The organism is Roseateles sp. GW821-FHT09B06 (genome assembly GCF_059418245.1).
In genome coordinates, this window is the sequence record NZ_JBWKPM010000004.1 from 136,076 (window position 1) to 158,859 (window position 22,784).

At 67.7% G+C, this 22,784-nt stretch carries 23 protein-coding genes and 2 tRNA genes; 19 read left to right on the plus strand and 6 right to left on the minus strand.

The window, feature by feature from the left end; genetic code table 11:
* Window positions 1-28: 28 nt before the first annotated feature.
* The 3 genes from yaaA (at window position 29) to AC07OQ_RS05390 (ending at window position 2,066) form a co-directional block, all read left to right on the plus strand.
* A complete protein-coding gene (gene yaaA, locus AC07OQ_RS05380; RefSeq protein WP_495052066.1) occupies window positions 29-811 on the plus strand; it encodes a peroxide stress protein YaaA in 783 nt (260 codons plus the stop codon).
* Window positions 812-833: 22 nt separating this feature from the next.
* Window positions 834-1,682: a 2OG-Fe(II) oxygenase gene (locus AC07OQ_RS05385; RefSeq protein ID WP_495052067.1), complete on the plus strand. Its 849-nt coding sequence runs from the start codon at window positions 834-836 to the stop codon at window positions 1,680-1,682.
* A 78-nt stretch (window positions 1,683-1,760) separates the two neighbouring features.
* On the plus strand, window positions 1,761-2,066 hold the full coding sequence (locus AC07OQ_RS05390; RefSeq protein ID WP_495052068.1) for a hypothetical protein: 306 nt from the start codon (window positions 1,761-1,763) through the stop codon (window positions 2,064-2,066).
* 22 nt (window positions 2,067-2,088) lie between these two features.
* Here AC07OQ_RS05390 and AC07OQ_RS05395 read toward each other — a convergent pair whose 3' ends face one another.
* On the minus strand, window positions 2,089-2,550 hold the full coding sequence (locus AC07OQ_RS05395; RefSeq protein ID WP_495052069.1) for an Lrp/AsnC family transcriptional regulator: 462 nt from the start codon (window positions 2,548-2,550) through the stop codon (window positions 2,089-2,091).
* Between the two features lie 100 nt (window positions 2,551-2,650).
* On the opposite strand from AC07OQ_RS05395, the gene ilvB reads away from it, so the two are divergent.
* A complete protein-coding gene (gene ilvB / locus AC07OQ_RS05400; protein WP_495052070.1) occupies window positions 2,651-4,405 on the plus strand; it encodes a biosynthetic-type acetolactate synthase large subunit in 1,755 nt (584 codons plus the stop codon).
* Window positions 4,406-4,465: 60 nt separating this feature from the next.
* Here ilvB and efp read toward each other — a convergent pair whose 3' ends face one another.
* Together efp and earP are read right to left on the minus strand one after the other, a co-directional pair.
* On the minus strand, window positions 4,466-5,020 hold the full coding sequence (gene efp, locus AC07OQ_RS05405; protein ID WP_495052071.1) for an elongation factor P: 555 nt from the start codon (window positions 5,018-5,020) through the stop codon (window positions 4,466-4,468).
* A gap of 119 nt (window positions 5,021-5,139) precedes the next feature.
* Window positions 5,140-6,204: an elongation factor P maturation arginine rhamnosyltransferase EarP gene (earP, locus tag AC07OQ_RS05410; protein WP_495052072.1), complete on the minus strand. Its 1,065-nt coding sequence runs from the start codon at window positions 6,202-6,204 to the stop codon at window positions 5,140-5,142.
* A 149-nt stretch (window positions 6,205-6,353) separates the two neighbouring features.
* Between earP and uvrC the strand changes: the two genes are divergently transcribed.
* The 8 genes from uvrC (at window position 6,354) to AC07OQ_RS05450 (ending at window position 13,018) form a co-directional block, all read left to right on the plus strand.
* A complete protein-coding gene (uvrC, locus tag AC07OQ_RS05415; protein ID WP_495052176.1) occupies window positions 6,354-8,264 on the plus strand; it encodes an excinuclease ABC subunit UvrC in 1,911 nt (636 codons plus the stop codon).
* Window positions 8,251-8,787 carry a hypothetical protein gene (locus AC07OQ_RS05420; protein ID WP_495052073.1) on the plus strand — a complete coding sequence of 179 codons (537 nt, stop codon included), beginning with the start codon at window positions 8,251-8,253 and terminating at the stop codon, window positions 8,785-8,787. The genes uvrC and AC07OQ_RS05420 overlap by 14 nt, the downstream gene beginning before the upstream one ends.
* Window positions 8,788-8,849: 62 nt before the next feature.
* On the plus strand, window positions 8,850-9,416 hold the full coding sequence (pgsA, locus tag AC07OQ_RS05425; RefSeq protein ID WP_495052074.1) for a CDP-diacylglycerol--glycerol-3-phosphate 3-phosphatidyltransferase: 567 nt from the start codon (window positions 8,850-8,852) through the stop codon (window positions 9,414-9,416).
* Window positions 9,413-10,294 carry a DMT family transporter gene (locus tag AC07OQ_RS05430; RefSeq protein WP_495052075.1) on the plus strand — a complete coding sequence of 294 codons (882 nt, stop codon included), beginning with the start codon at window positions 9,413-9,415 and terminating at the stop codon, window positions 10,292-10,294. The genes pgsA and AC07OQ_RS05430 overlap by 4 nt, the downstream gene beginning before the upstream one ends.
* 178 nt (window positions 10,295-10,472) lie before the next feature.
* Window positions 10,473-10,745 (plus strand): HU family DNA-binding protein, encoded by a 273-nt coding sequence (locus AC07OQ_RS05435; protein WP_495052177.1) that lies wholly within the window; start codon window positions 10,473-10,475, stop codon window positions 10,743-10,745.
* Between the two features lie 28 nt (window positions 10,746-10,773).
* Window positions 10,774-10,849: transfer RNA gene (locus tag AC07OQ_RS05440), tRNA-Val, on the plus strand.
* Window positions 10,850-10,949: 100 nt separating this feature from the next.
* Complete coding sequence (locus AC07OQ_RS05445) at window positions 10,950-12,854, plus strand: SurA N-terminal domain-containing protein (RefSeq protein ID WP_495052076.1); 1,905 nt, start codon at window positions 10,950-10,952, stop codon at window positions 12,852-12,854.
* Between the two features lie 88 nt (window positions 12,855-12,942).
* A tRNA-His gene (locus AC07OQ_RS05450) sits at window positions 12,943-13,018 on the plus strand.
* A 94-nt stretch (window positions 13,019-13,112) separates the two neighbouring features.
* Here the strand turns inward: AC07OQ_RS05450 and AC07OQ_RS05455 are convergent.
* Window positions 13,113-13,868, minus strand: coding sequence for a LuxR C-terminal-related transcriptional regulator (locus AC07OQ_RS05455; protein WP_495052077.1), 756 nt, complete (start codon window positions 13,866-13,868; stop codon window positions 13,113-13,115).
* A gap of 132 nt (window positions 13,869-14,000) precedes the next feature.
* Complete coding sequence (locus AC07OQ_RS05460) at window positions 14,001-14,978, minus strand: NADPH:quinone oxidoreductase family protein (protein WP_495052078.1); 978 nt, start codon at window positions 14,976-14,978, stop codon at window positions 14,001-14,003.
* A 101-nt stretch (window positions 14,979-15,079) separates the two neighbouring features.
* Here AC07OQ_RS05460 and surE point away from each other — a divergent pair, with 101 nt between their 5' ends.
* From surE to rlmD, 5 genes are read left to right on the plus strand one after another with little or no spacing between them, the layout of a single operon-like run.
* On the plus strand, window positions 15,080-15,829 hold the full coding sequence (gene surE / locus AC07OQ_RS05465) for a 5'/3'-nucleotidase SurE (protein ID WP_495052079.1): 750 nt from the start codon (window positions 15,080-15,082) through the stop codon (window positions 15,827-15,829).
* The gene (locus AC07OQ_RS05470) at window positions 15,826-16,644 is read left to right on the plus strand and encodes a protein-L-isoaspartate(D-aspartate) O-methyltransferase (protein ID WP_495052080.1); all 819 of its coding nucleotides are present in this window, start codon (window positions 15,826-15,828) and stop codon (window positions 16,642-16,644) included. Before surE ends, AC07OQ_RS05470 begins: the two co-directional genes overlap by 4 nt.
* 46 nt (window positions 16,645-16,690) lie before the next feature.
* Complete coding sequence (locus tag AC07OQ_RS05475; RefSeq protein WP_495052081.1) at window positions 16,691-17,587, plus strand: peptidoglycan DD-metalloendopeptidase family protein; 897 nt, start codon at window positions 16,691-16,693, stop codon at window positions 17,585-17,587.
* 26 nt (window positions 17,588-17,613) lie between these two features.
* A complete protein-coding gene (gene rpoS, locus AC07OQ_RS05480; protein ID WP_495052082.1) occupies window positions 17,614-18,648 on the plus strand; it encodes an RNA polymerase sigma factor RpoS in 1,035 nt (344 codons plus the stop codon).
* A gap of 40 nt (window positions 18,649-18,688) precedes the next feature.
* The gene (gene rlmD / locus AC07OQ_RS05485; RefSeq protein ID WP_495052083.1) at window positions 18,689-20,056 is read left to right on the plus strand and encodes a 23S rRNA (uracil(1939)-C(5))-methyltransferase RlmD; all 1,368 of its coding nucleotides are present in this window, start codon (window positions 18,689-18,691) and stop codon (window positions 20,054-20,056) included.
* A 49-nt stretch (window positions 20,057-20,105) separates the two neighbouring features.
* Here rlmD and AC07OQ_RS05490 read toward each other — a convergent pair whose 3' ends face one another.
* A complete protein-coding gene (locus AC07OQ_RS05490; RefSeq protein ID WP_495052084.1) occupies window positions 20,106-20,801 on the minus strand; it encodes a Bax inhibitor-1/YccA family protein in 696 nt (231 codons plus the stop codon).
* 205 nt (window positions 20,802-21,006) lie between these two features.
* Between AC07OQ_RS05490 and AC07OQ_RS05495 the strand changes: the two genes are divergently transcribed.
* Together AC07OQ_RS05495 and carA are read left to right on the plus strand one after the other, a co-directional pair.
* Window positions 21,007-21,411: a GlcG/HbpS family heme-binding protein gene (locus AC07OQ_RS05495; RefSeq protein ID WP_495052085.1), complete on the plus strand. Its 405-nt coding sequence runs from the start codon at window positions 21,007-21,009 to the stop codon at window positions 21,409-21,411.
* Between the two features lie 207 nt (window positions 21,412-21,618).
* Window positions 21,619-22,779, plus strand: a complete 1,161-nt coding sequence (gene carA / locus AC07OQ_RS05500) for a glutamine-hydrolyzing carbamoyl-phosphate synthase small subunit (RefSeq protein WP_495052086.1) — start codon at window positions 21,619-21,621, stop codon at window positions 22,777-22,779.
* Window positions 22,780-22,784 lie beyond the last annotated feature (5 nt).

The window sequence follows — 22,784 nt, forward strand, 5'->3', positions numbered from 1 at the left end:
GGGTGCGTCGCAGGCAAAATGCCGCCCCATGCTTTATCTGCTTTCGCCCGCCAAGTCCCTGGACTATGAAACCCCCGTGCCGGCCGCGGTGGCCGCGCTGGCCACCGTGCCGCAGTTCGTGCCGCAGTCGGCCGAACTGATCAAGGTGCTGAAGACCCAGAGTCCGGCGGCGATCGCCGAGCTGATGGACCTGTCGGAAGCCCTGTCGACCCTGAACGCCGAGCGCTACCGCGCCTGGCGGCCGCGGTTCACCGAGGCGAACAGCCGGCCCGCCGTGCTGGCCTTCAACGGCGATGTCTACGAAGGCCTGCAGGCCGGCAGCCTGAGCACCGAGCAGTTGAGCTGGGCGCAGCAGCATCTGGCCATCCTGTCGGGGCTGTACGGGGTGCTGCGCCCGCTGGACCGCATGCAGCCCTATCGTCTGGAGATGGGCACGCGCCTGGCCACCAAGCATGGCAAGAGCCTCTACGACTACTGGGGCGACACGCTGGCCGAGCACCTGAACCAGCGCGCCGCCTCCAGCCAAGTGCCGGTGATCGTCAACCTGGCCTCGCAGGAATATTTCCGTGCGGCCGATCGCAAGGCCTTGCAGCCGCGCGTGATCGAATGCCAGTTCGAGGACTGGAAGAACGACCGCTACAAGATCATCAGCTTCTTCGCCAAGCGCGCCCGCGGGCTGATGGCGCGCTACTGCATCGAGCACCGCATCGACACGCCGGCCGGCCTGCAGGGTTTCGACGTGGATGGCTATGCCTACCAGGCCGAGCTGTCGACGCCCGAGCGCCTGCTGTTCCGGCGGCGGCTGGCCTGAGAGCTTGGCAGAATCTCGGCCCATGAGTTCCTCTTCCGCACAAGCCATCACCCCCGAACTCCGCCAGTGGATCGTCGACCAGGCCCGCGCGGGCGTGGCGCCCGAGCAGGTGCTGCAGGCCATGCGCGGCAGCGGCTGGGAGGAGGAGGTCGCGATGCGGGCGCTGGAGCAGACGCTGGAAGGCTATCTGGCCACCGAGGGCCTGCCCCTGCCCAGCAAGGTGCCGGCGCCCGATCTGGCCGGTGCGCCGCCGGTGCTGAATGTGGATGGCCATGAGGTCAGGGTCCTGCTGAGCCTGAAAAGCCCGCAGTTGCTGGTGTTCGGCAATCTGCTCAGCGAGACCGAATGCGACGCGCTGCGCGCCGCGGCGGCCAGCCGGCTGGCGCGCTCCGAGACCGTGGCCGCGGCCAATGACGGCAGCGAGGTCAATGCGGCGCGCACCAGCGAAGGCATGTTCTTCGAGCGCGGCGAGAACGAGATCTGCGCTCGCATCGAGGCGCGCATCGCGGCCCTGCTGGACTGGCCCGTCAACCATGGCGAGGGTCTGCAGATCCTGCGCTACCGCCCCGGCGCCGAATACCTGCCGCATTACGACTACTTCGACACCCGCCATGCCAGCACGCCGGCCATCCTCAAGCGCGGCGGCCAGCGCGTCGCGACCCTGGTGATGTACTTGAACACGCCCGAGGGCGGCGGCGGCACGATCTTCCCGGATGTGGGCCTGGAGGTGGCGCCGATCAAGGGCAATGCCGTCTTCTTCAGCTATGACCGGCCGCATCCGATGACGCGCAGCCTGCATGGCGGATCGCCGGTGCTGGCGGGCGAGAAATGGGTGGCCACGAAGTGGCTGCGCGAGGGCGTCTTCGAGTAGGCCGTCCGGCCTAGAATCCGCCGCCCGGTACGCGCTCGCCGAAGCGCGCCCGATGACGACTCCAACGGGAACGCCTCCATGAAGAAGAATCTGCTGATCCTGGCCTTGTCGGGTCTCTTGTCCCTGGGCGCCGGCGCTGCGCTGGCGCAGCAGCCGCCAGCCCCTGCGGTGCAGGGCGGCTGGACCGAGACCGCCGACGGCCAGGTGCTGAAGCCGGCTAGCAAGGCCGCGGCCAAGAAGAAGAGCAAGGCAGGCGCCAAGAAGCTCGCGCAGAAGACCGGCGCCAAGAAGGCCAGCGCCAAGAAGGCCAAGAAGGGCAAGACCATTGCAACCAAGGGCGCTGCCAAGCCCAAGGCCAAGAAGGCCCGGCCGGCCCTGAGCTGAACGGACGGTTTCTTGCGGCGCTTCAGCGCCGCAGCGGCAACTGGCTCTGCTTGAGCTGGCGCAGCACAAAGCTGCTCTTGCTGTGGCGGATGCCGGGGATCTTGTAGAGGCGCTCGCGCAGCAGACGCTCGTAATCGCGCGTGTCGGCCACGGCGATGCGCACGTAGTAGTCGTAGTCGCCCGACACCAGGAAGGCCTCCAGCACCTCGGGGATCTGTTCCAGGGCGCGACCGAACTCGAACAGCGCCTCGTCCGAATGGTTGTCCAGCGTGACCTGCACGATCACGGTGTCGGCCAGGCCGACCTTGGCGGCGTTGACGCGCACCGAGTAGCCCTCGATCACGCCCGCGTCCTCCATGCGCTTGATGCGGGTCCAGCAGGGCGAGCTGGTCAGGCCCACCTGCTGGCTCAGCTCCTGCAGGCTGGTGCGGGCGTCCCGCTGCAGGACTTCGAGGATCGCGAGATCGAATTTATCAAGCTTCATGCTGGGTAATTCTAGATTCGCAGCATGATTTTCTGAATCTTGCGCTCGATCTGGAAAATTCGGCAGCCTTTGCCGTGCCCTCTTGGGCACAGTGAGGGACATGAATGCGCCCGCCGAATCCTTCGCCCCAACCCATCTTCCCACCCAAGCTCCGCGCAACGGCGCCGAGGCCCTGATTGCCACGCTGCTGAGCCTGGGCGTGGACACCGTGTTCGGCTATCCCGGCGGCGCGGTGCTGCCGCTCTACGATGCGCTGCACGGCGAGCCGCGGCTGCGCCATGTGCTGGTGCGCCACGAGCAGGCCGCGGTGCACGCGGCCCAGGGCTATGCGCGCAGCACCGGCAAGGTGGGCGTGGTCTTTGTCACCTCGGGGCCAGGCATGAGCAACACCACGACCGGGCTGCTGGACGCCTTGTGCGACTCGATCCCTGTGCTGTGCATTAGCGGCCAGGTGGCGACCACGGCGATCGGCACCGACGCGTTCCAGGAATGCGACGCGCTGGGCATCTCGCGTCCGGTGACCAAATGGAATGCTCAGGCGAGGGCGGTGGGGGAGGTGTCCGGCCTGGTGGCCGAGGCGCACCGCTGCGCCGCCGAAGGCCGGCCGGGGCCGGTGCTGCTGGACTTCCCCAAGGACCTGCAGTTGGCGCCGCTGACGGACTGGCGGCCGCCGAGGCGCACGCCCGCTCCCCGGGCCGAGCCGGCGCCGGAGCGCGTGGCCGCGGCGCTGGCGCTGCTGGCGCGGGCGCGCCGGCCGGTCATTTACGGCGGCGGCGGCCTGATCAATGCCGGCGCTGCGGCCTGCGCCGACTTCGCGCGCCTGGTGCGGGCCAGCGGCGCGCCCTGCACGCTGACCCTGATGGGGCTGGGGGCCTATCCGGCCGACGATCCGCAGTTCCTGGGCATGCTGGGCATGCACGGCAGCCTGGAGGCCAATCTGGCGATGCACGAGGCCGATCTGGTGGTCTGTGTCGGCGCACGCTTCGACGACCGGGTGACCGGCCGGCTGGATGGCTTCTGCCCGGAAGCGAAGGTGATCCACCTGGACATCGATCCGCGCTCGATCGGCAAGGTCGTGGCGGCCGATGTGGCCCTGCTGGGCGACTGCGGCGCCGGCCTGCGGGCGCTGCTGGAGGGATGGCGCGGCGGCGCTGCGGATCTCGGCGCCTGGTGGGCGCGCATCGAGGGCTGGCGGGCCGAGCGTTCCCTGCTGCAGTTCGAGGATCGCGCCGAGTCGATCGTGCCGCAGGCCCTGATGCGGCGGCTGGATGCGCAGCTGGTCGGCCGCGACGCCATCGTCGCCACCGACGTGGGCCAGCACCAGATGTGGGCCGCCCAGCATCTGCGCCAGCGCCGGCCCGGACGCTGGCTCAGCTCCGGCGGGGCCGGCACGATGGGCTACGGCCTGCCGGCCGCGATCGGCGCCCAGATCGCGCATCCCGAGGCCCTGGTGGTCTGCGTCAGCGGCGACGCCTCGGTGCTGATGAACATCCAGGAGCTGTCCACCGCGGTGCAGCACCGCGCACCGGTCAAGCTGGTGCTCAGCAACAACGGCCGCATGGGCATGGTGCGGCAGTGGCAGGAGCTGATCCACGGCAACCGGCTGAGCCACAGCTACACCGAGGCGCTGCCGGACTTCGTGGCGCTGGCGCGCGCCTTCGGCTGGTCCGCGCGGCGGGTCGAACGGCGCGAGGAGCTGGACGAGGCGCTGGCCGAATGCCTGGGCAGCGCCGGCCCGTTCTTCCTGGATGTGGTGGTCGCGGCCGAGGAGAACTGCTTCCCGATGATGCCGGCCGGCGCCGCGCATCACGAGATCTGGCTGGGCAAGGAGCGGCCGTATCGCGAGCCGGCCTGAAAAGGCAAAAGGCACCCGAGGGTGCCTTTTCGCGTGCTTTTGCGGGAACCGCGGGGCGTCTTAGACGCGCTTGCGGTACTCGTGCGTGCGGGTGTCGATTTCGATCTTGTCGCCCTGGGCCACGAAGATGGGCACGGGGATCTCGAAGCCGGTGGAGATCTTGGCGGGCTTCAGCACCTTGCCCGAGGTGTCGCCCTTGACGGCCGGCTCGGTCCAGGTCACTTCGCGCACCACGCTGGTCGGCAGTTCCACCGAAATGGCCTTGCCTTCGTAGAACACTACTTCCACTGGCATCGCATCTTCCAGGTAGGAGATGGCGTCGCCCATGTTCTCGGCTTCCACCTCGAACTGGTTGTACTCGGTGTCCATGAACACATACATCGGATCGGCGAAGTAGGTGTAGGTGCAGTCCTTCTTCTCCAGGATGATCTGGTCCATCTTGTCGTCGGCCTTGAAGACGACCTCGGTGCCCGAGCTGTTCAGCAGGCTCTTGAGCTTCATGCGCACGGTGGCGGCATTGCGGCCACCGCGGCTGTATTCGGTCTTCAGCACGACCATGGGGTCCTTGCCGTGCATGATCACGTTGCCGGCGCGAATTTCTTGAGCGATCTTCATAGAGGTTCCGAGTCTGGTGGGATGGATGGGGTTCGGCAGGCCCGGTAGGCCCGGTATGCCGTCACCCAGCGCGCGCCCTGTCCCTGTTCAAATCACCCGGCGCGGCAAAGCCCGTTATTCTAGCCGGTTTTGCCGATGAACTGGCGCAGCTGGGTCAGCAGGTCGGGTAGGCCGGCCAGCCGCGTACGCCAGGCCTGGGCCTGAGCCTGGGCGGCGCAGGGCTCGGGCAGGGTAATGTCCGTCCAAGGTGTCAGGCCATTCCAGGCGCGCCAGAGTCGCCGCGAGGCCGTCGCCAGACCGGGGTCGGCGGCCGCCAGCCAACGATCCATGAAGGCGTCCAGCTTGTGCGCATGGGCGTCATCGTCCTGCGGGTAGATCTGCCAGACGAAGGGCTTGCCGGCCCATTGGGCGCGCACGAAGGAGTCCTCGCCGCGCACGAAGTTCAGATCGCAGGCCCACAGCAGGCGGTCGTAATCGTCCTGGCTCAGATAGGGCAGGGGCTGCCAGCGGACGGTGGCTGGCATGGCCAGCCCGGGCAGCTCGCGCTGCGGCGTGCCCGGGCAGGCCAGCAGCAGGGTGGGGCGCCCGGCCAGCAGCTCCGGCAACTGCGGCAGCGCCGGGTTCGGGTAGGCGAACAGGCTGGCCAGGCGCTCGCCCGGCCTGGGTGCGATGCCTTGCGCCTGCAGCCAGGCCGGGGCGTCGAAGCTGTCGGCCGCGGCAAGCAGGCCGGGCTCGCGCAGCAGGCCGCCGGTGCGCGGGGTGAAGCCGGGGTAGAAGAAACGCTTCGACAGGCCGCGGCCGGGGCCGCTGAACTGCGGCGAGGCCAGGCCATGGCTGCGCTCCACATAGGACTCGGCGCTGAGGTATTCCAGATTGATCCAGACCGGCGCCTCGGCACGCGCGGCCATGCGGGCAATGAAGGGCGCGGGCAGCTCGCAGCCGAAGGCCTCGATCACCACGTCCCCAGCCGCCTCGGCCTGCGCGGCGGCGTCCCAGGGCAACACCTCGATACCTTGCGGCGCGCCGTCCGGTGCCATCCAGCGCAGCGCCGCGGCATCATCGAGCCACAGCCGCACGGCCGTGCCGCCGGTAGCCAGCTGGCGGGCCAAGCGCCAGCAGACGCCGATGTCGCCATGGTTGTCGATCACCCGACAGAACAGGTCCCAGGTTTTCCGTCTCGTCATCGATGAATTATCTGGCGGCACAATCCCGCCCCATGCAAGCCAGCGTCCCTCCCGATTCCGATCTCGCGCAAATTGGCGCCCAGCAGCAGGCCGAATGGGCGGACGAGCGCGCGCGCATCGAGGCGGCCGAGAGCCAGCGCGTCGCCGAGATGGAACTGGCGGCGCGCGCGCTGCGCGAGCGCCTGCTGACCGAGGTGGCGGCCCTGCCGGGGCTGCCGGGCGTCTACCGCTATTTCGACGCGCAGGACCAGGTGCTCTATGTCGGCAAGGCCAAGAACCTGAAGAAGCGGGTCTCCAGCTACTTCCAGAAGGATCATGGCGGCACCCGCATCGGCCTGATGGTGGCGCGCATCGCGCGGCTGGAGACCACGGTGGTGCGCACCGAGGCCGAGGCCCTGCTGCTGGAAAACAACCTGATCAAGGCGCTGAACCCCAAGTTCAACATCCTGTTCCGGGACGACAAGAGCTACCCCTACCTGCGCCTCTCGGGCCATGAATGGCCGAGGATCAGCTACTACCGCGGCGCGGTGGACAAGCGGCACCGCTATTTCGGGCCCTTCCCGAGCGCCTGGGCGGTGAAGGAATCGATCCAGCTGATCCAGAAGGTGTTCCGTTTGCGCACCTGCGAGGACACGGTGTTCAACAACCGCAGCCGGCCCTGCCTGCTGTACCAGATCCGGCGCTGCTCGGGGCCCTGCGTGCCCGAGGGACGGACCGAGGAATACCGGCGCGACGTGCGCAATGCCGAGCGCTTCCTGCTGGGCGAGACCCAAGAGGTGATGGACGGGCTGCAGGGGCTGATGATGGCCCATGCCGAGAAGTTCGAGTACGAACTGGCGGCCGAGGTGCGCAACCAGATCCAGTCGCTGGCCAAGGTGCTGCAGCAGCAGGCGGTGGACGAGAACAGCGCCACCGGGCGCGACCGCGATGTCGACATCCTGGCCGTCAAGGTGCAGGGCGGCCGCGCCTGCGTGAATCTGGCGATGGTGCGGGGTGGGCGCCATCTGGGTGACCGCGCCTACTTTCCCAAGCATGTGGAAGAGGCGACGGCCGTGCAGCTGGCGGACGACGAGGAGGGGCAGGAGGCCCCGGGGGCCACGCCCGAGCGCCAGGTGCTGGAGGCCTTCATGGCCCAGCATTACCTGGATGCGCAAGTGCCTTCGCTGATCGTCGTCAGCGAGCCGGTCGACGAGAGCCTGGCCGAGGCCTTGACGGCCCAGGCCGGCTACAAGGTCACGACCCAAGCCCAGCCGCGCGGCCAGCGCCGCATCTGGCAGGAGATGTGCGTCAAGGGCGCCGAGCTGGCGCTGGCGCGCCTGCTGTCGGAGGAGGGCTCGCAGCAGGCTCGCACCCAGGCCTTGCTGGACGCGCTGGACCTCAGCGTGGCCGAGCCGGATCGCTTCCGCGTCGAGTGTTTCGACATCAGCCACACGGCGGGCGAGGCGACGATGGCCTCCTGCGTGGTGTTCGAGGGCCACCAGATGCAGAGCGGCCAGTACCGGCGCTACAACATCGAGGGCATCACCGGCGGCGACGACTACGCCGCGATGCGCCAGGTGCTGACGCGGCGCTACAGCAAGCTGGCCGAGGCGGCGCAACTGGGCAGCGGCCGGCTGCCGGACCTGGTGCTGGTGGACGGCGGCAAGGGCCAGGTGGCGATGGCGCGCGAGGTGTTCGTGGAACTGGGCCTGGACCTGTCGCTGATCGTCGGCGTCGAGAAGGGCGAGGGGCGCAAGGTGGGGCTGGAGGAGCTGGTGTTCGCCGACGGGCGCGCGAAGGTCTATCTGGGGCGCGATTCGGCGGCGCTGATGCTGGTGGCCCAGATTCGCGACGAGGCGCACCGCTTCGCGATCACCGGCATGCGTGCCAAGCGTGCCTCGGCGCGCACCGGCGGCTCCAAGCTGGAAGACGTGCCGGGCGTGGGCCCGAAGAAGCGCGCGCAACTGCTGCAGCGCTTCGGCGGCGTGCGCGGCGTGGCCGCGGCCAGCATCGACGAACTGGCCAGCGTCAAGGGTGTATCAAGAGAATTGGCAGAGGAAATCTATCGTGTCCTGCATTGAACGTTGGCGCCGTGGCGCCGCCTGGTTGAGCCTGGGAGCCCTGGCGGCCTTGGCCGGTTGTTCCGGTCCGCGCGCGCCCGGCCCCGCCCCTTCGGCCCAGCCGGCGCCGGCGCCCACGGCACCCGCCGGCGAGGGGCAGCGGCCTGGCCTGCCGGCGCCGGCGCCGGCCGAATTCAGGCTCGGGCCACCCAAGCCGGTGCGCAGCGCGCTGGAGCTGCGCCTGCAGGCGGCCGAGCGCCTGGTCGCGGCCAATCCGGGGCGCGTCTACCTGGGCGAGGTGCCCGAGCCGCTGCTGGCCATTCCGGTGCTGGAGGTCGAGCTCTACGGCAACGGCAGCATCAAGCACATCCATGTGCTGCGCTATCCCGGACAGGCGCGCGATACCGTGCAGCTGGCCATCGAGGCGCTGCATCGCGCCGCCCCCTTCGGCGATGTCACGCACATGCCCAAGCCCTGGAAATTCAGCGAGACCTTCCTGTTCAACGACCAGCGCCACTTCAAGCCGCGCACCCTGGACCAGTAGGGCCGCATTGGCGTGAAAGCGACATTGCCGGGCCATGCACCAGGCTCGGGCACAATGCCCGCATGTTTTTCACCCTGCCAACCCTGCTGACCTGGGCCCGTATCGTCGCGATTCCGCTGATCGTCGGGGTGTTCTACCTGGAGCTGACGCCGGCTCACCAGAATCTGTTCGCCACCGTGCTGTTCGTGCTGGTTGCGCTGACCGATTGGCTGGATGGCTATCTGGCGCGCAAGCTGAACCAGACCTCGTCCTTTGGCGCCTTCCTCGACCCGGTGGCCGACAAGTTCCTGGTCTGTGCCGCGCTGTTGGTGCTGCTGGAGCTGGGGCGCGTCAATGCGCTGGTCGCCTTCGTGATCGTCGGGCGCGAGATCGCGATCTCGGCGCTGCGCGAATGGATGGCCCAGATCGGCGCCTCGCGCAGCGTGGCGGTGCATATGGTGGGCAAGCTCAAGACCACGGCCCAGATGGTGGCCATTCCCTTCCTGCTCTATGACGGCCGGCTGTTCGGCGCGATCGACACCCGGCTCTGGGGCACCTGGCTGCTGTACGCGGCCGTGGTGCTGACCATCTGGTCGATGGTGTACTACCTGCAGAAAGCGCTGCCCGAGATCCGCGCCAAGGCCAAGTGAGCGCCGCGGCATCGGCCGCGCCGGCGCGCTGGGTGGCGCTGATGCCGGTCCTGTTCGTCGCGATCTGGTGCACCGGCTTCGTGGCCGCACGCCTGGGCATGCCGCATGCACCGCCGATCACTTTCCTGACGCTGCGCTTCATGCTGTCGGCCGCCTGTTTTGGCCTCTGGGTGCTGCTGGCCGGCGCCGCCTGGCCCAGCGAGCCGCGCCAATGGCTGCACCTGGCGGTGCTGGGCTTCACGACCCATGCGCTCTACCTGATCGGCGGCTGGGCCGCCGTCAAGCAGGGCATGGGCGCGGGCACGATGGCCCTGATCGCCGGGCTGCAGCCGCTGCTGACGGCGCTGTGGCTCAACGGGCGCGGCGAGCCGCTGCGGGCGCGCCAGTGGTGGGGCCTGCTGTTGGGACTGCTGGGCCTGCTGCTGGTGGTGGGCGGCAAGCTGGGACAGGGCGGGCTCAATGCCGCCAACCTGACGCTGGCGACGGGCGCGCTGCTGGCCATCACGTTTGGCGCGCTGTACCAGAAACGCTATGTGAAGGCGGGTGATGCGCGCAGCGCGATGCTGATCCAACTGCTGGCCGCCGCGCTGCTGAGCGCGCCGCTGACCCTGCTGGAGCAGGAGCCCATGGTCTGGCATCGCGACCTGTGGGTCGCGCTGGCCTGGTCGGTGCTGGTGTTGACGCTGGGCGGCAGTTCGCTGCTCTATCTGCTGTTGCAGCGCGGGGCGGCCACCCGCGTCGCCAGCCTGATGTACCTGACCCCACCCTGCGCGGCCCTGCTGGCCTGGCTGCTGTTCGGCGAGCCGGTGGGCTGGGTGGCCTGGTCGGGCATGGGCCTGAGCGCCTGGGGTGTCGGTTGGGTCTTGCGCAAGACCTGAACCCATGCCGGTGCCGCGCATGACCGGGCGGATCGACCGGCGCGGGCTTTCGTGTATCGGGACTTTTCCCTGCTCAGCGCTGGCGGCGAATACGTCTAGAATCCGCTTCCCCGAGCCAATGCCGTCCAGTGGCCGTCATGCGCCGCGTGCTATCCAAATCCTTCAGAGGGGGTTATTTGTGAACAAGTCCGAACTGATCGAGCACATTGCCAAACAGGCCGATATCTCCAAGGCCGCCGCCGCGCGCGCGCTGGAAGCCTTGATTGGCGGCGTGAAGACGACGCTGAAGAAGAACGGCAGCGTGTCTCTGGTAGGCTTCGGTACTTTCAGCGTGACCAAGCGTTCGGCGCGCAGCGGTCGCAACCCCCGCACCGGCGATGCGATCAAGATCAAGGCCGCCAAGGTGCCGAAGTTCCGCCCCGGCAAGGCGCTCAAGGACGCGGTCAACTGAGGCCCTCGTCCACCCACCGGTTTCGACCGGGTGCTTAGCTCAGTTGGTAGAGCGGCTCCCTTACACGGAGTAGGTCAGCGGTTCGAGCCCGTTAGCACCCACCATGGCTAAAATGCCAGCATGCAAAGGCGAACCCCGGTTCGCCTTTGTCGTGTTTGACCACGGCGCATCCCTGACGCGCCGTGGTCCCATCTGAGGTTCTCGATGTTTGATTTCGTTCGCAAGCACAATCGTTTGTTCCAGCTCGTGCTGCTGGTCCTGATCCTGCCCGCCTTCGTGTTGGTGGGCGTCGAGGGTTACAGCAGTTTCATGGACCGCAGCAATTCGGGTGTGGCCTCGGTCGACGGCCGCAAGATCACCCAGGCCGAATGGGACGCGGCGCACCGCACCCAGGTGGACCGCATGCGCGCCCAGATGCCCACATTGGATGTCAAGCTGCTGGACACGCCCGAAGCGCGGCGCGACGTCTTGGAACAGTTGGTGCGCGAGCGTGTGATGCTGGCCGCCGCCCAGGGCCAGCATCTGAGCCTCAGCGACGAGCGCCTGCAGCAGATATTCCGCACCGACCCTCAGCTGGCCTTCCTGCGCAACCCCGATGGCACGGTCAACAAGAACATGCTGCTGGCGCAGGGCATGAGCTCAGAGATGTTTGCCCAGCGCTTGCGGCAAGACCTGACCCTGCGCCAGGTGATGCAAGGTGTCGGCGCCTCCGCGCTGGCCAGCAAGGCGAACGCGGCCGTGGCCTTCGATGCGCTGCTGCAACAGCGTGAGGTGCAGCTGCAGCGCTTCGAGGCCAAGGACTTCCTGGCCCAGATCAATCCCAGCGACGCGGAGGTCGAGGCCTTCTACAAGGAACCCGCCAACAGCGCGCGCTTCCAGCTGCCCGAGACCGCGCAGATCGAGTATCTGGTGCTGGATGTCGAGGCCTTGAAGTCCGGCGTGGCGACCAGCGACGAGGATCTGAAGAAGTACTACGAGGAAAACCAGTCGCGCTACACCGTGGCCGAGGAACGCCGCGCCAGCCACATTCTGATCAAGGCCGACAAGGATGCGCCGGCCGCCGAGCGTGCCAAGGCCAAGACCCGCGCCGAGGAGCTGCTGGCCGAGGCCCGCAAGAACCCGGCCGGCTTCGCCGAACTGGCCCGCAAGAATTCGCAAGACGAGGGTTCGGCCACTCGCGGCGGCGACCTGGACTTCTTCCCGCGCGGCGCGATGGTCAAGCCCTTCGAGGACGCGGCCTATGCCTTGAAGCAAGGAGAGATCAGCAATGTGGTCGAGTCGGACTTCGGCTACCACGTGATCCAGCTGACCGGCCTGCGTGGTGGTGACAAGAAGAGCTTCGAGTCGCTGCGCGCCGAACTGGGGCAGGAGGTGCGTCGCCAGCAGGCGCAGAAGCGCTACAGCGAGTTGGCCGAGCAGTTCAGCAACACCGTTTACGAGCAGGCCGACAGCCTGAAGCCGGCGGCCGACAAGTTCAAGCTGAACGTCCAGACCGCGCTGGTGCAGCGCAAGCCGGCGCCCGGTGCCGGCGGCCCGCTGGCCTCGGCCAAGCTGCTGGATGCCGTGTTCGGCAGCGAGGCGCTGCGCAACAAGCGCAACACCGAGGCCGTCGAGACTGCGCCAAGCCAGATGGCTGCCGCGCGTGTCGTGCAGTACAACCCTACCCGCCTGCCGCCGCTGGCCAATGTGAAGGCCGAGGTGCGCGCCCAGCTGATGGGCAAGCTCGCCGCCGAGCTGGCGTCCAAGAAGGGCAAGGAGCGCCTGGCCGAGCTGCAGAAGTCGGGTGCCGCTGCTGGCCTCGAGCCTGCGATCGTGATCTCGCGCGCCAAGCCGGCGAATCTTCCGCCCAAGGTGCTCAGCGAGCTGCTGCGTGCCGATGCCGCCAAGCTGCCGGCCTATGTAGGCGTGGACGGCGGCGAAGGGGCCTATGTCGTGGCGCGCATCGACAAGCTGCTGCCGCGCGACCCGGCGGTGATCGACGAGCAGCGTGCCAGCCAGCAATATGCCCAGGCTTGGACGGCGGCCGAGATGCAGGCCTACTATGGCGCGCTGAAGACCCATTACAAGACCAAGATCACCGCGCCGGCCTCGGCCGCATCCGCGCCCTGAGTTCGGATGGGCTCGGGCAGTTTTTTGACCGGCGGTTGAGAAATATCTTCTGCGCGATCAAATTCTGTTTATAATCATAGGCTCTGCGGTGGCTATAGCTCAGTTGGTAGAGTCCCAGATTGTGATTCTGGTTGTCGTGGGTTCGAGTCCCATTAGCCACCCCAAATAAAGGAAAGCCCGTTGCGCGAGCAACGGGCTTTTTTCTTGCCCCGTTCGTCTGCAGGGGCGCGCATGAAACGCGGGGGAACTGGTCAGGTCTTAGACCAGGCCCTGCTTGCTGGCCAGCACGGCCGCCTCGGCGCGGCTCGACACGTTGAGCTTCTTGTAGATGGACTTGATGTGGTCGTTCACCGTGAACCACTTGATGCCCATCAGGTTGGCGATCTCCTTGATCGTGAAGCCCTTGCTGAGATAGGTCAGTACCTCGTTCTCGCGCGGGGTCAGGCGTTCCCATTCCGGCGGCGGGTCCAGCACGACGCTGCGGCCGTGGTTGTGGGCGGAACTCGAGGACAGGGGGCTGAAGCCGGAGTTCAGTCCGCCGCTCAGGCTCATCGGCCCGCTGTCGCCGGAGGATCCGGGGCGGAAGTGCGAGAGCAGGCGGCGCGCGATCGCGGGTGACAGTGGCGGCTGGCCGCGCACGATGCGCTGCAACTCCTCCACCAGGACCTCGAAGCGGTCTTCCTTCAGCAGATAGCCGTCGGCGCCGCATTGCAGGGCCGGGAATAGATGGTCGTCGTCGGAGTAGAGCGTGGTCACGACCTTGACCGCCGGCGTGCCGGCCAATTCGGCCAGGAACTCCATTCCGTTGCCGTCCGGCAGTTCCAGGTCGACAAGGATCAGCTTGAATCCCTGCTCGGGGTGGTCCGGATGGAAGCGGGCGACATGGCGGCGCGCGCCTTCGAGGTCGCCGGCCTCGGTGATTTCCATGGCGTCACTGAAGCTCTCGCGCACGACGCGGCATAGAAAACTTCGGGCCACTGGGTTGTCTTCGATGATCAGTACTTTTACGGCCATGGTGTGAGAGCTCCCGCGCCGGCCATCCTAGCGCACAACGCCTGCCCGGCATGCCCCGCGAAAGTAGGGCACAGGTAGCCAGATGTTGCCGGCGTTGCGCTGGCCGCAAATCCGCCCGGCGGGGCTCCGCGTTCATTCCACGCGAAGCACCACCTTGCCCACCACCTGGCGGCTGCTCATGCGCGCGAAGGCCTCGGGCAACTGCGCCAGCGGCAGCACGCTGTCGAGCACCGGCTTGATCTTGCCCTGCGCATACCAGGCCGCCAGTTCGCCCAGCATCGCGGCATTGCGCTTGGGCTCGCGCCTGGCAAATTCACCCCAGAACACGCCCACCAGCGCGGCACCCTTGAGCAGGGCCAGGTTCAGCGGCAGCGCGGGGATGCTGCCCTGGGCGAAGCCCACCACCAGGTAGCGGCCGCGCCAGGCGATCGAACGGAAGGCGGTCTCGGCCAGATCGCCGCCCACCGGGTCGTAGATCACGTCGGGCCCCTTGCCCTCGGTCAGGGCCTTGATCTCGTCGCGCAGCGTCCCCTTGCCGTAGTTGATCGCGGCGTCGGCGCCCAGTTCGAGGCAGCGCGCGCATTTCGCGTCCGACGAGGCCGCGGCGATGACGCGCGCGCCGGCGGCCTTGGCGATCTGTATCGCCGCGGTGCCCACGCCGCCCGCGGCCCCCAGCACTAACACCGTCTCGCCGGCCTTCAGTGCGGCGCGGTCCAGCAGCGCATGGTGGCTGGTGGCATAGGTGCAGATGAAGGCCGCGGCGTCCTCGAAGGCAAAGCCCGGCGGTAGCGGCATGGCCAGTGCGGCGGGGATGCAGGCGTGGCTGGCGAAGCCGCCGGTGCCGGCAAAGGCGGCGACCGAGTCGCCCGGCTTCAGGTGGGTGACACCGTCGCCCACGGCCTCCACCACGCCGGCGAACTCGGTGCCGGGCACGAAGGGCGTGGGCGGTTTCATCTGATACTTGCCCTGCACGATCAGCAGATCGGGGAAGTTCAGGCTGGCGGCCTTGACGGCCACGCGGACCTGGCCCGGCCCGGGCTCGGGCGTCGGCAGTTCCTTCCAGGCCAGGGCTTCGACGCCCACGGGGTTCTCGCACAGCCAGGCTTGCATGATGAGTCGCTCCTTCGGTCGCTTCTGAGTGTGCGCGCGATGATAGGCAGGGGCGGGAAGATGAGGGGTCGCCGAGGTGACGCGCTGCCTACAATGCCGGCATGCGTATCCTGATTGCGAATGACGATGGTTATCTGGCGCCGGGGCTGGCGGCCCTGGTGGCGGCCTGCGAGGGGCTGGGTCGGTTGGAGGTGATCGCGCCCGAGCAGAACGCCAGCGGCACCTCCAATGCCCTGACGCTCGGCCGGCCGCTGTCGGTCTACACGGCGGCGAACGGTTTCCGCTATGTCAACGGCACGCCGTCGGACTGTGTCCACGTGGCCCTGACCGGCCTGCTCGACTACCGGCCCGACCTGGTGATCTCGGGCATCAACAACGGCGCCAATATGGGCGACGACACGCTTTATTCCGGCACCGTGGCCGCGGCCACCGAGGGCTATCTGTTCGGCATCCCGTCGATCGCCTTCTCGCAGGTGGAAAAGGGCTGGGGCGAACTGGAGGCGGCCGCGCGCACCGCACGCGCCATCATCGAGCAAGTGCTCGAGGGTGGGCTGGGCCATGCCTTCCTGCTCAATGTCAACATGCCCAATCGCGCCGATGTCGAGACGCTGCCGCGCCGCATCACCCGCCTGGGCCGGCGCCACGCCAGCGAGGCCGTGATACGCCAGACCAACCCGCGCGGCGAACCGATCTACTGGATCGGTCCTGCCGGCGACGCCCGCGAGGCTGGCGAAGGCACGGACTTCCATGCCACCGCCAACGACCAGGTGTCGATCACGCCGCTGCAGGTGGATCTGACCGACCATGCCGGCCTGCCGGCCTGGCGCCAGCGCCTGGGTGCGCCGGCATGAGCGAGGCGCCGAGGCGGCGGTTCCCGCTGCCGCTGGACAAGCTGACGCCGCAGCCGGCCAAGCCGCAGCGCGAGTTGTTGCGGCCGCAAGGCCATCTGCAGCAGGCCGCCTCCGATGCCGCCCGTCAGGTCGCGCCCAGCGGCCTGGGGCTGGACTCCGCCGGCGTGCGCCTGCGCATGGTCCAGCGTCTGCAGCGCGAGGGGCTGAAGGACGAGCGCGTGCTGCAGGCGCTGGCGAGCGTGCCGCGGCACGAGTTTGTCGACACGGCGCTGGCCATCCAGGCCTATGAGGACACCAGCCTGCCCATCGGTCATGGCCAGACCATTTCCAAGCCCTCGGTCGTCGGGCGCATGATCGAACTGATGCTGGCCGGCGCGGCGCGCCAGGGTGGCCCGCTCGGCCGCGTGCTGGAGATCGGCACCGGCTGCGGCTATCAGGCGGCGGTGCTGGCCGCCCTGGCGCGCCAGGTGGTCAGCATCGAACGTCTCAAGCCCCTGCACGACAAGGCGCGTGCCAACCTGGCGGCGCTGCAGTTGGGCCGGATTCGGCTGATCTACGGTGACGGGCGGCTCGGCCACGCCGGGGCCGGCCCCTATGACGGCATCATTGCGGCGGCCGGTGGCGAGGATCTGCCCGAGGCCTGGCTGGCCCAACTGGCGCCGGGCGGCCGCCTGGTGGCGCCGATGCAGGCGCCCGGCGGGCGTGGCCAGGTATTGGTGGTCGTCGACCATGTGGTCGAGGGCGGCGTTGCACGCTTCCTGCGGACTGTGCATGAAGCTGTGCTGTTCGTACCCCTAAAATCGGGGGTCATGTGAGTCGACCAACCCGGAGTCTGCTGTCAAGGCTCGAAACGCACTAAGCATGCATATCAACACGAATCGTTTTCCCGCCGTCTCGATGGCGCTCGTGCTCGGCGCACTCGTGGTCGGTTGCGCGTCGCCCAGGCACAAGGCGCCGGTGGAAGAGCGCCCGATGGGCGCGGCCGGCAAGTCGGTCGCACCGGCGTCTGCCGCCAGCGCGGTGGCGACCACGCCGGCCGACGCCAAGCCTCTGCCCGGCGCCGAGAACGCCGGCAAGCCCGGCCATTACCAGGTCAAGCAGGGCGACACGCTGATCCGCATCGCGCTGGACAACGGCCAAAACTGGCGCGACCTGGTGAAATGGAACGAACTGGAGAACCCGAACCGCATCGAGGTGGGTCAGGTCTTGCGCGTGGTGCCGCCAGGCATCGACGCCGGAGCCGTCAGCGCGCGACCGATCAGCACGGCCAAGGTCGAAAGCCGCCCCCTGGACGGCAAGCCTGCGGCTGCCGCGGCCTCGGCGGCCGCGAACGGCGCGAATGCGGCCAGCGCCCCGACGGCCGCCGCGACGCCCGCGCCAGCCTCCGACGATGACCCCGCCTGGGGATGGCCGACGGCCGGCGCCGTGAGCACCGGTTTCGATGAGGTCAAGAACAAGGGCTTGGCCTTCAGCGGCAAGGCCGGTGACGCGGTGCTGGCCGCCGCCGATGGGCGCGTGGTCTATGCGGGTTCGGGCTTGCGCGGCTACGGCAATCTGGTCATCATCAAGCACAACGCGACTTACCTGACCGCCTACGCGCACAACCAGACCTTGCTCGTCAAGGAAGATCAGGCGGTGCGCAAAGGGCAGAAGATTGCAGAGATGGGTTCCAGCGACGCCGATCAAGTCAAACTGCACTTTGAAGTGCGCAAGCAGGGTAAGCCCATCGACCCGGCTAAGCTGCTGCCGTCTCGCTAGAACGATGGAGGCGACCTGGGGAAATCATGAAGCAGCCCTTGTCGCCCGTCCATGTGCCGAACGCGCCGCCATCCCTGCTGGCGGCCGGTCTGCCCGATCTTGACGCCATGCAGGCCGCCGACGAGGCGGTCGAATCTCCAGAGGCCGCGCCCGAAGAGGATGAAGACATCGGGGTGCTGCGCAACGGCACGGCCGTTGCCGCCGACGTGGACCTGGGCAATGCGCTGCAGGCCTATCTGCGCGACATCCGCCGCACTCCGCTGCTGACCCCTCAGCAGGAGTACGACACCGCGGTGCGGGCCCGCGCCGGCGAGTTCGCCGCGCGCCAGGCGATGATCGAGCACAACCTGCGCCTGGTGGTCAGCATCGCCAAGAACTACCTGGGCCGCGGCCTGCCGATGAGCGACCTGATCGAGGAAGGCAACCTCGGTCTGATGCATGCGATCGGCAAGTTCGAGCCCGAGCGCGGCTTCCGGTTCTCGACCTATGCCAGCTGGTGGATACGCCAGAGCATCGAGCGGGCGCTGATGCATCAGGCGCGCCTGGTGCGCCTGCCGGTGCACATCGTGCGCGAGCTCAACCATGTGCTGAAGGCCCGGCGTGCGCTGGAGGCGCTGCGCAGCCAGAGCGGCAGCGAGGCGGTGGTGCGGGCCGAGGACATCGCCGCGCTGCTGGAGCAGCCGCTGGCCCATGTGGCCGAGTTGCTGGCTTATGCCGAGTTGCCCAGCTCGCTGGATTCGCCGGTCGACCGCAACGGCGAGGGCGGCGAGTCGATGATGGACCTGGTGGCCGACGAGCAAGCGGTCGATCCCATGGGGCTGCGTCTCAGTCATGAGCTGGAGGCGCTGCTCGAGCATGGCCTGGCCACGCTCAACGAGCGCGAACGCGAGGTGCTGGCCGGCCGCTACGGCCTTGCCGACCGTGAGCCGGAGACGCTGGACGTGCTGGCGATCCGCCTGGGGCTGACGCGCGAGCGCATCCGCCAGATCCAGATCGAGGCGCTGAACAAGCTCAAGCGCAACATGATGCGCCACGGCATCAGCCGGGACGCGATCTTCTAGCGGCCTCCCGTCCCGTCGAGGGCTGGGATAATGCCCGCCCATGACGCAACAGAATGAATGGCTGAAGGTCGAGTCGCTCGACCTGGAAGCGCAGGGCGTGGCCCACAACCTGGAAGGCAAGGTGGTCTTCATCGAGGGCGCGCTGCCCGGTGAAGAGGTGCAGGTCACCGTCGGCCGCAAGAAAAACAACTGGGAACAGGGCAGCTTGACGGCCTTGCGCCGCGAGAGCTCGCAGCGCGTGACGCCGGGCTGCCCCCACTTTGGCCTGCATGCCGGCGCCTGCGGCGGCTGCAAGATGCAGCATCTGCATGCCGGCGCCCAGGTGGCGGTGAAGCAGCGCGTGGTGGAGGACAACCTCTGGCATCTGGGCAAGGTCAAGCCCGAGACGCTGCTGCGCCCGATCGAGGGCCCGACCTGGGGCTACCGCTACCGCGCGCGCTTCTCGGTGCGCTACGTGGCCAAGAAGGGCATCGTGCTGATCGGTTTCCACGAGCGCAAGAGTCGCTACGTGGCGGACATGCAGGTCTGCAAGGTCGTGCCGACGGTGATCAGCGACATGCTGCTGCCGCTGCGCGAACTGATCACCAGCATGGACGAGCGCGACCGCCTGCCGCAGATCGAGCTGGCGATGGGCGACAACGGGGGCGATACCGTGATCGCCCTGGTGCTGCGCCATCTGAATCCGCTGCCCGACGGCGACAAGGCCAAGCTGCGCCGGTTCGCGCAGGAACACCCGGGCGTGCAATGGTGGCTGCAGCCCAAGGGGCCGGATACCGTGCACCTGCTGGACGAAGGCGGGCCCGAACTGGCCTACACCCTGCCCGAATTCGGCGTCACGATGCCCTTCAAGCCGACCGACTTCACCCAGGTCAATCCGCATATCAACACGGTGCTGGTGGGCCGCGCATTGCGCCTGCTGCAGGTGCGCAAGGACGAGCGTGTGATCGACTGGTTCTGCGGCCTGGGCAACTTCACCCTGCCGCTGGCCACCCAGGCGCGCGAGGTGCTGGGCATCGAGGGCAGCGACACCCTGGTACAGCGCTCGCGCGAGAACGCCAGGCGCAATGGGCTGGAGGCCAAGACGGCTTTCGTCGCCCGCAATCTGTTCGAGATGACGCCCGAACTCCTGGCCGCCGATGGCGTGGCCGACAAATGGCTGGTCGACCCGCCGCGCGAGGGCGCCTTCGCGCTGGCCAAGGCGGTGGCGGACATTGCCGAGAACCCGGCCCTGGCGCCGGGTTGGGCGCCGCCCCAGCGCATCGTCTACGTGTCCTGCAATCCGGCCACCCTGGCGCGCGACGCGGGCCTGCTGGTCAATGTGGCCGGCTACCGCTGCACGGCGGCCAGCGCAGTGAACATGTTTCCGCATACCGCGCATGTCGAGTCCATCGCGGTCTTCGAGCGATAAAGGAAAAGGGCCCCGATGGGGCCCTTTGAACTTGTGCGCCGGAGGGGGTTCAGTCCCGCTCGCCGCCGAAGATGCCCAGCAGGGACAGCAGGCTCTGGAACACGTTGTACAGATCCAGGTAGATCGCCAGCGTGGCCGAGATGTAGTTGGTCTCGCCGCCGTCCAGCACGCGCTTGATGTCGAACAGCATGAAGGCCGAGAACACGGCCATCGCCAGCACCATGATGGTGAGCATCAGGGCCGAGGACTGCAGGAACACGTTGGCGATGCCGGCGATCATCAGGATGATTGCGCCGACGAACAGGAATTTGCCCATGCTGGACAGGTCGCGCTTGATCACGGTGGCCAGCGTGGCCATCGCGAAGAAGATCGCGCCGGTGCCGCCGAAGGCCATCATGATCAGGCTGCTGCCGTTCTTGAATCCCAGGATCGCGCCGATCAGGCGCGACAGCATCAGGCCCATGAAGAAGGTGAAGGCCAGCAGGGCGATCACGCCGGTGCTGCTGTTCTTGGTCTTCTCGACCAGGAACATCAGGCCGAAGGCGCCGGCGAAGAACACGATCATGCTCAGGCCCATGCCCATCGAGGCCATGATGCCGGTGGCCACGCCCACCCAGGCTCCCAGCACCGTGGGCACCATGGACAGGGCCAGCAGCCAGTAGGTGTTGCGCAGCACGCGCTGGCGCTCAAGCGCCAGGCCGGAGCCATAGGCACCGCCATATTGGGTTTGCAAGCTTTCGTTCATAAGTCCTCCGTACGGGTTGGGAACCGGCCGGAGCGGGCTCCGGCTGTCGTTCGCTGACGGCAAATTCTAGTCTGCCATGCGGGCTTGCTCATGGCGGCGCTGCTCCGGGATTGCCCGGTGATCGAAAGAGCTTTGCATTCCGCTGCGGCAATCCCGCTGCCGACGGCGATAAAGTGAGACTCTTTCCCGCCATTTCAATACCGCCATGAAGCAAAAGTCCTATCTGACCCTGGACGATGTCAAGCGCATCGCCGCCGCCGCCGAGGCCGAGGCCGTGTCCCACGGCTGGGCCGTCAGCATCGCCATCGTCGACGACGGCGGTCACCTGCTGTGGCTGCAGCGCCTGGACGGCGCCGCGCCGATCTCGGCCCAGATCGCGCCGGCCAAGGCGCATACCGCCGCGCTGGGGCGTCGCGAGTCGAAGGTCTACGAAGACATGGTCAACCAGGGGCGCGTGTCCTTCCTGAGTGCTCCGGGGCTGCAAGGTCTGCTGGAGGGCGGGGTGCCCATCCTGGTGGATGATGTCTGCATCGGTGCGGTGGGCGTCAGCGGGGTCAAGTCGACCGAGGATGCGCAGATCGCACGCGCCGGTATCGCGGCGCTGAACTGAGCCCCCAGGCACGCGCTCTTTTGCGCAAACATCCTCGGTGATAACCCGCGGTGGGATATACTCAGCAGGTTTACCCGCAACCCACCGCTACCCCAGCGAAACTCCCCCCGTTTCCATCACCGGACTCAGGCTCCCGCAACCGCCAATGCAGCGTGTTGCAGCGAACAAGGAGCAGAGCTGGGCGCGCGCACAATAACGGAGCTTCCCGTGCTGCCCGATCTGCTTTCCTCCCCCCCAGCGATCCTCGCCCTGGCAGACGGCACGGTCTTCAAAGGCATCGCCTTCGGCGCTGCCGGCCACGCGGTCGGCGAAGTGGTGTTCAACACCGCGCTGACCGGCTACCAGGAAATCCTCACCGACCCCAGCTACTGCCGGCAGATCGTCACGCTGACGTATCCGCACATCGGCAACTACGGCGTCAACGAGGAGGACATCGAGGCCTCGAAGATCCATGCCGCAGGTCTGATCATCAAGGAGCCGCCGATCCTTGAATCCAACTTCCGCCAGACGCGCACGCTGCAGCAGTACCTGCGCGACGAGGGCACGGTGGCGATTGCCGACATCGACACGCGCCGCCTGACCCGCGTGCTGCGCAGCACCGGCGCGCAGAACGGCTGCATCCTGGCGCTGGCCGCCGGTGAGCAGATCACCGACGCGCATATCGCCGACGCGATCGCCCGCGCCAAGGCTGCGCCCAGCATGGCCGGCCTGGACCTGGCCAAGGTGGTGAGCCGCACGGCGCGCGAGACCTGGACCCAGACCGAGTGGACCCTGGGCAAGGGCTATGGCGAGCAGGCGGCGCCGAAGTTCCACGTCGTGGCCTACGACTTCGGCGTCAAGAGCAACATCCTGCGCATGCTGGCTTCGCGCGGTTGCAAAATCACCGTGGTGCCGGCGCAAACGCCGGCCTCCGAGGTCTTCGACATGGAGCCGGATGGCGTGTTCCTGTCCAACGGCCCCGGCGATCCGGAGCCCTGCGACTACGCGATCAAGGCGGTCGCCCAACTGATCGAGTCGGGCATCCCGACCTTCGGCATCTGCCTGGGTCACCAGATCATGGCCCTGGCCTCGGGCGCTAAGACCTTCAAGATGAAGTTCGGCCATCATGGCGCGAACCACCCGGTCAAGGACCTGGACAACGGTCGCGTCTCGATCACCAGCCAGAACCACGGTTTCGCGGTCGATGCCGATTCGCTGCCCGCCAATCTGCGCCCCACGCACATCAGCCTGTTCGACGGCACGCTGCAAGGCCTGGCGCGCACCGACAAGCCGGCCTTCTGCTTCCAGGGGCACCCGGAGGCCAGCCCCGGTCCGCACGATATTTCCTACCTGTTCGACCGCTTCATCGGTCTGATGGCCAAGGCCTGATGGAG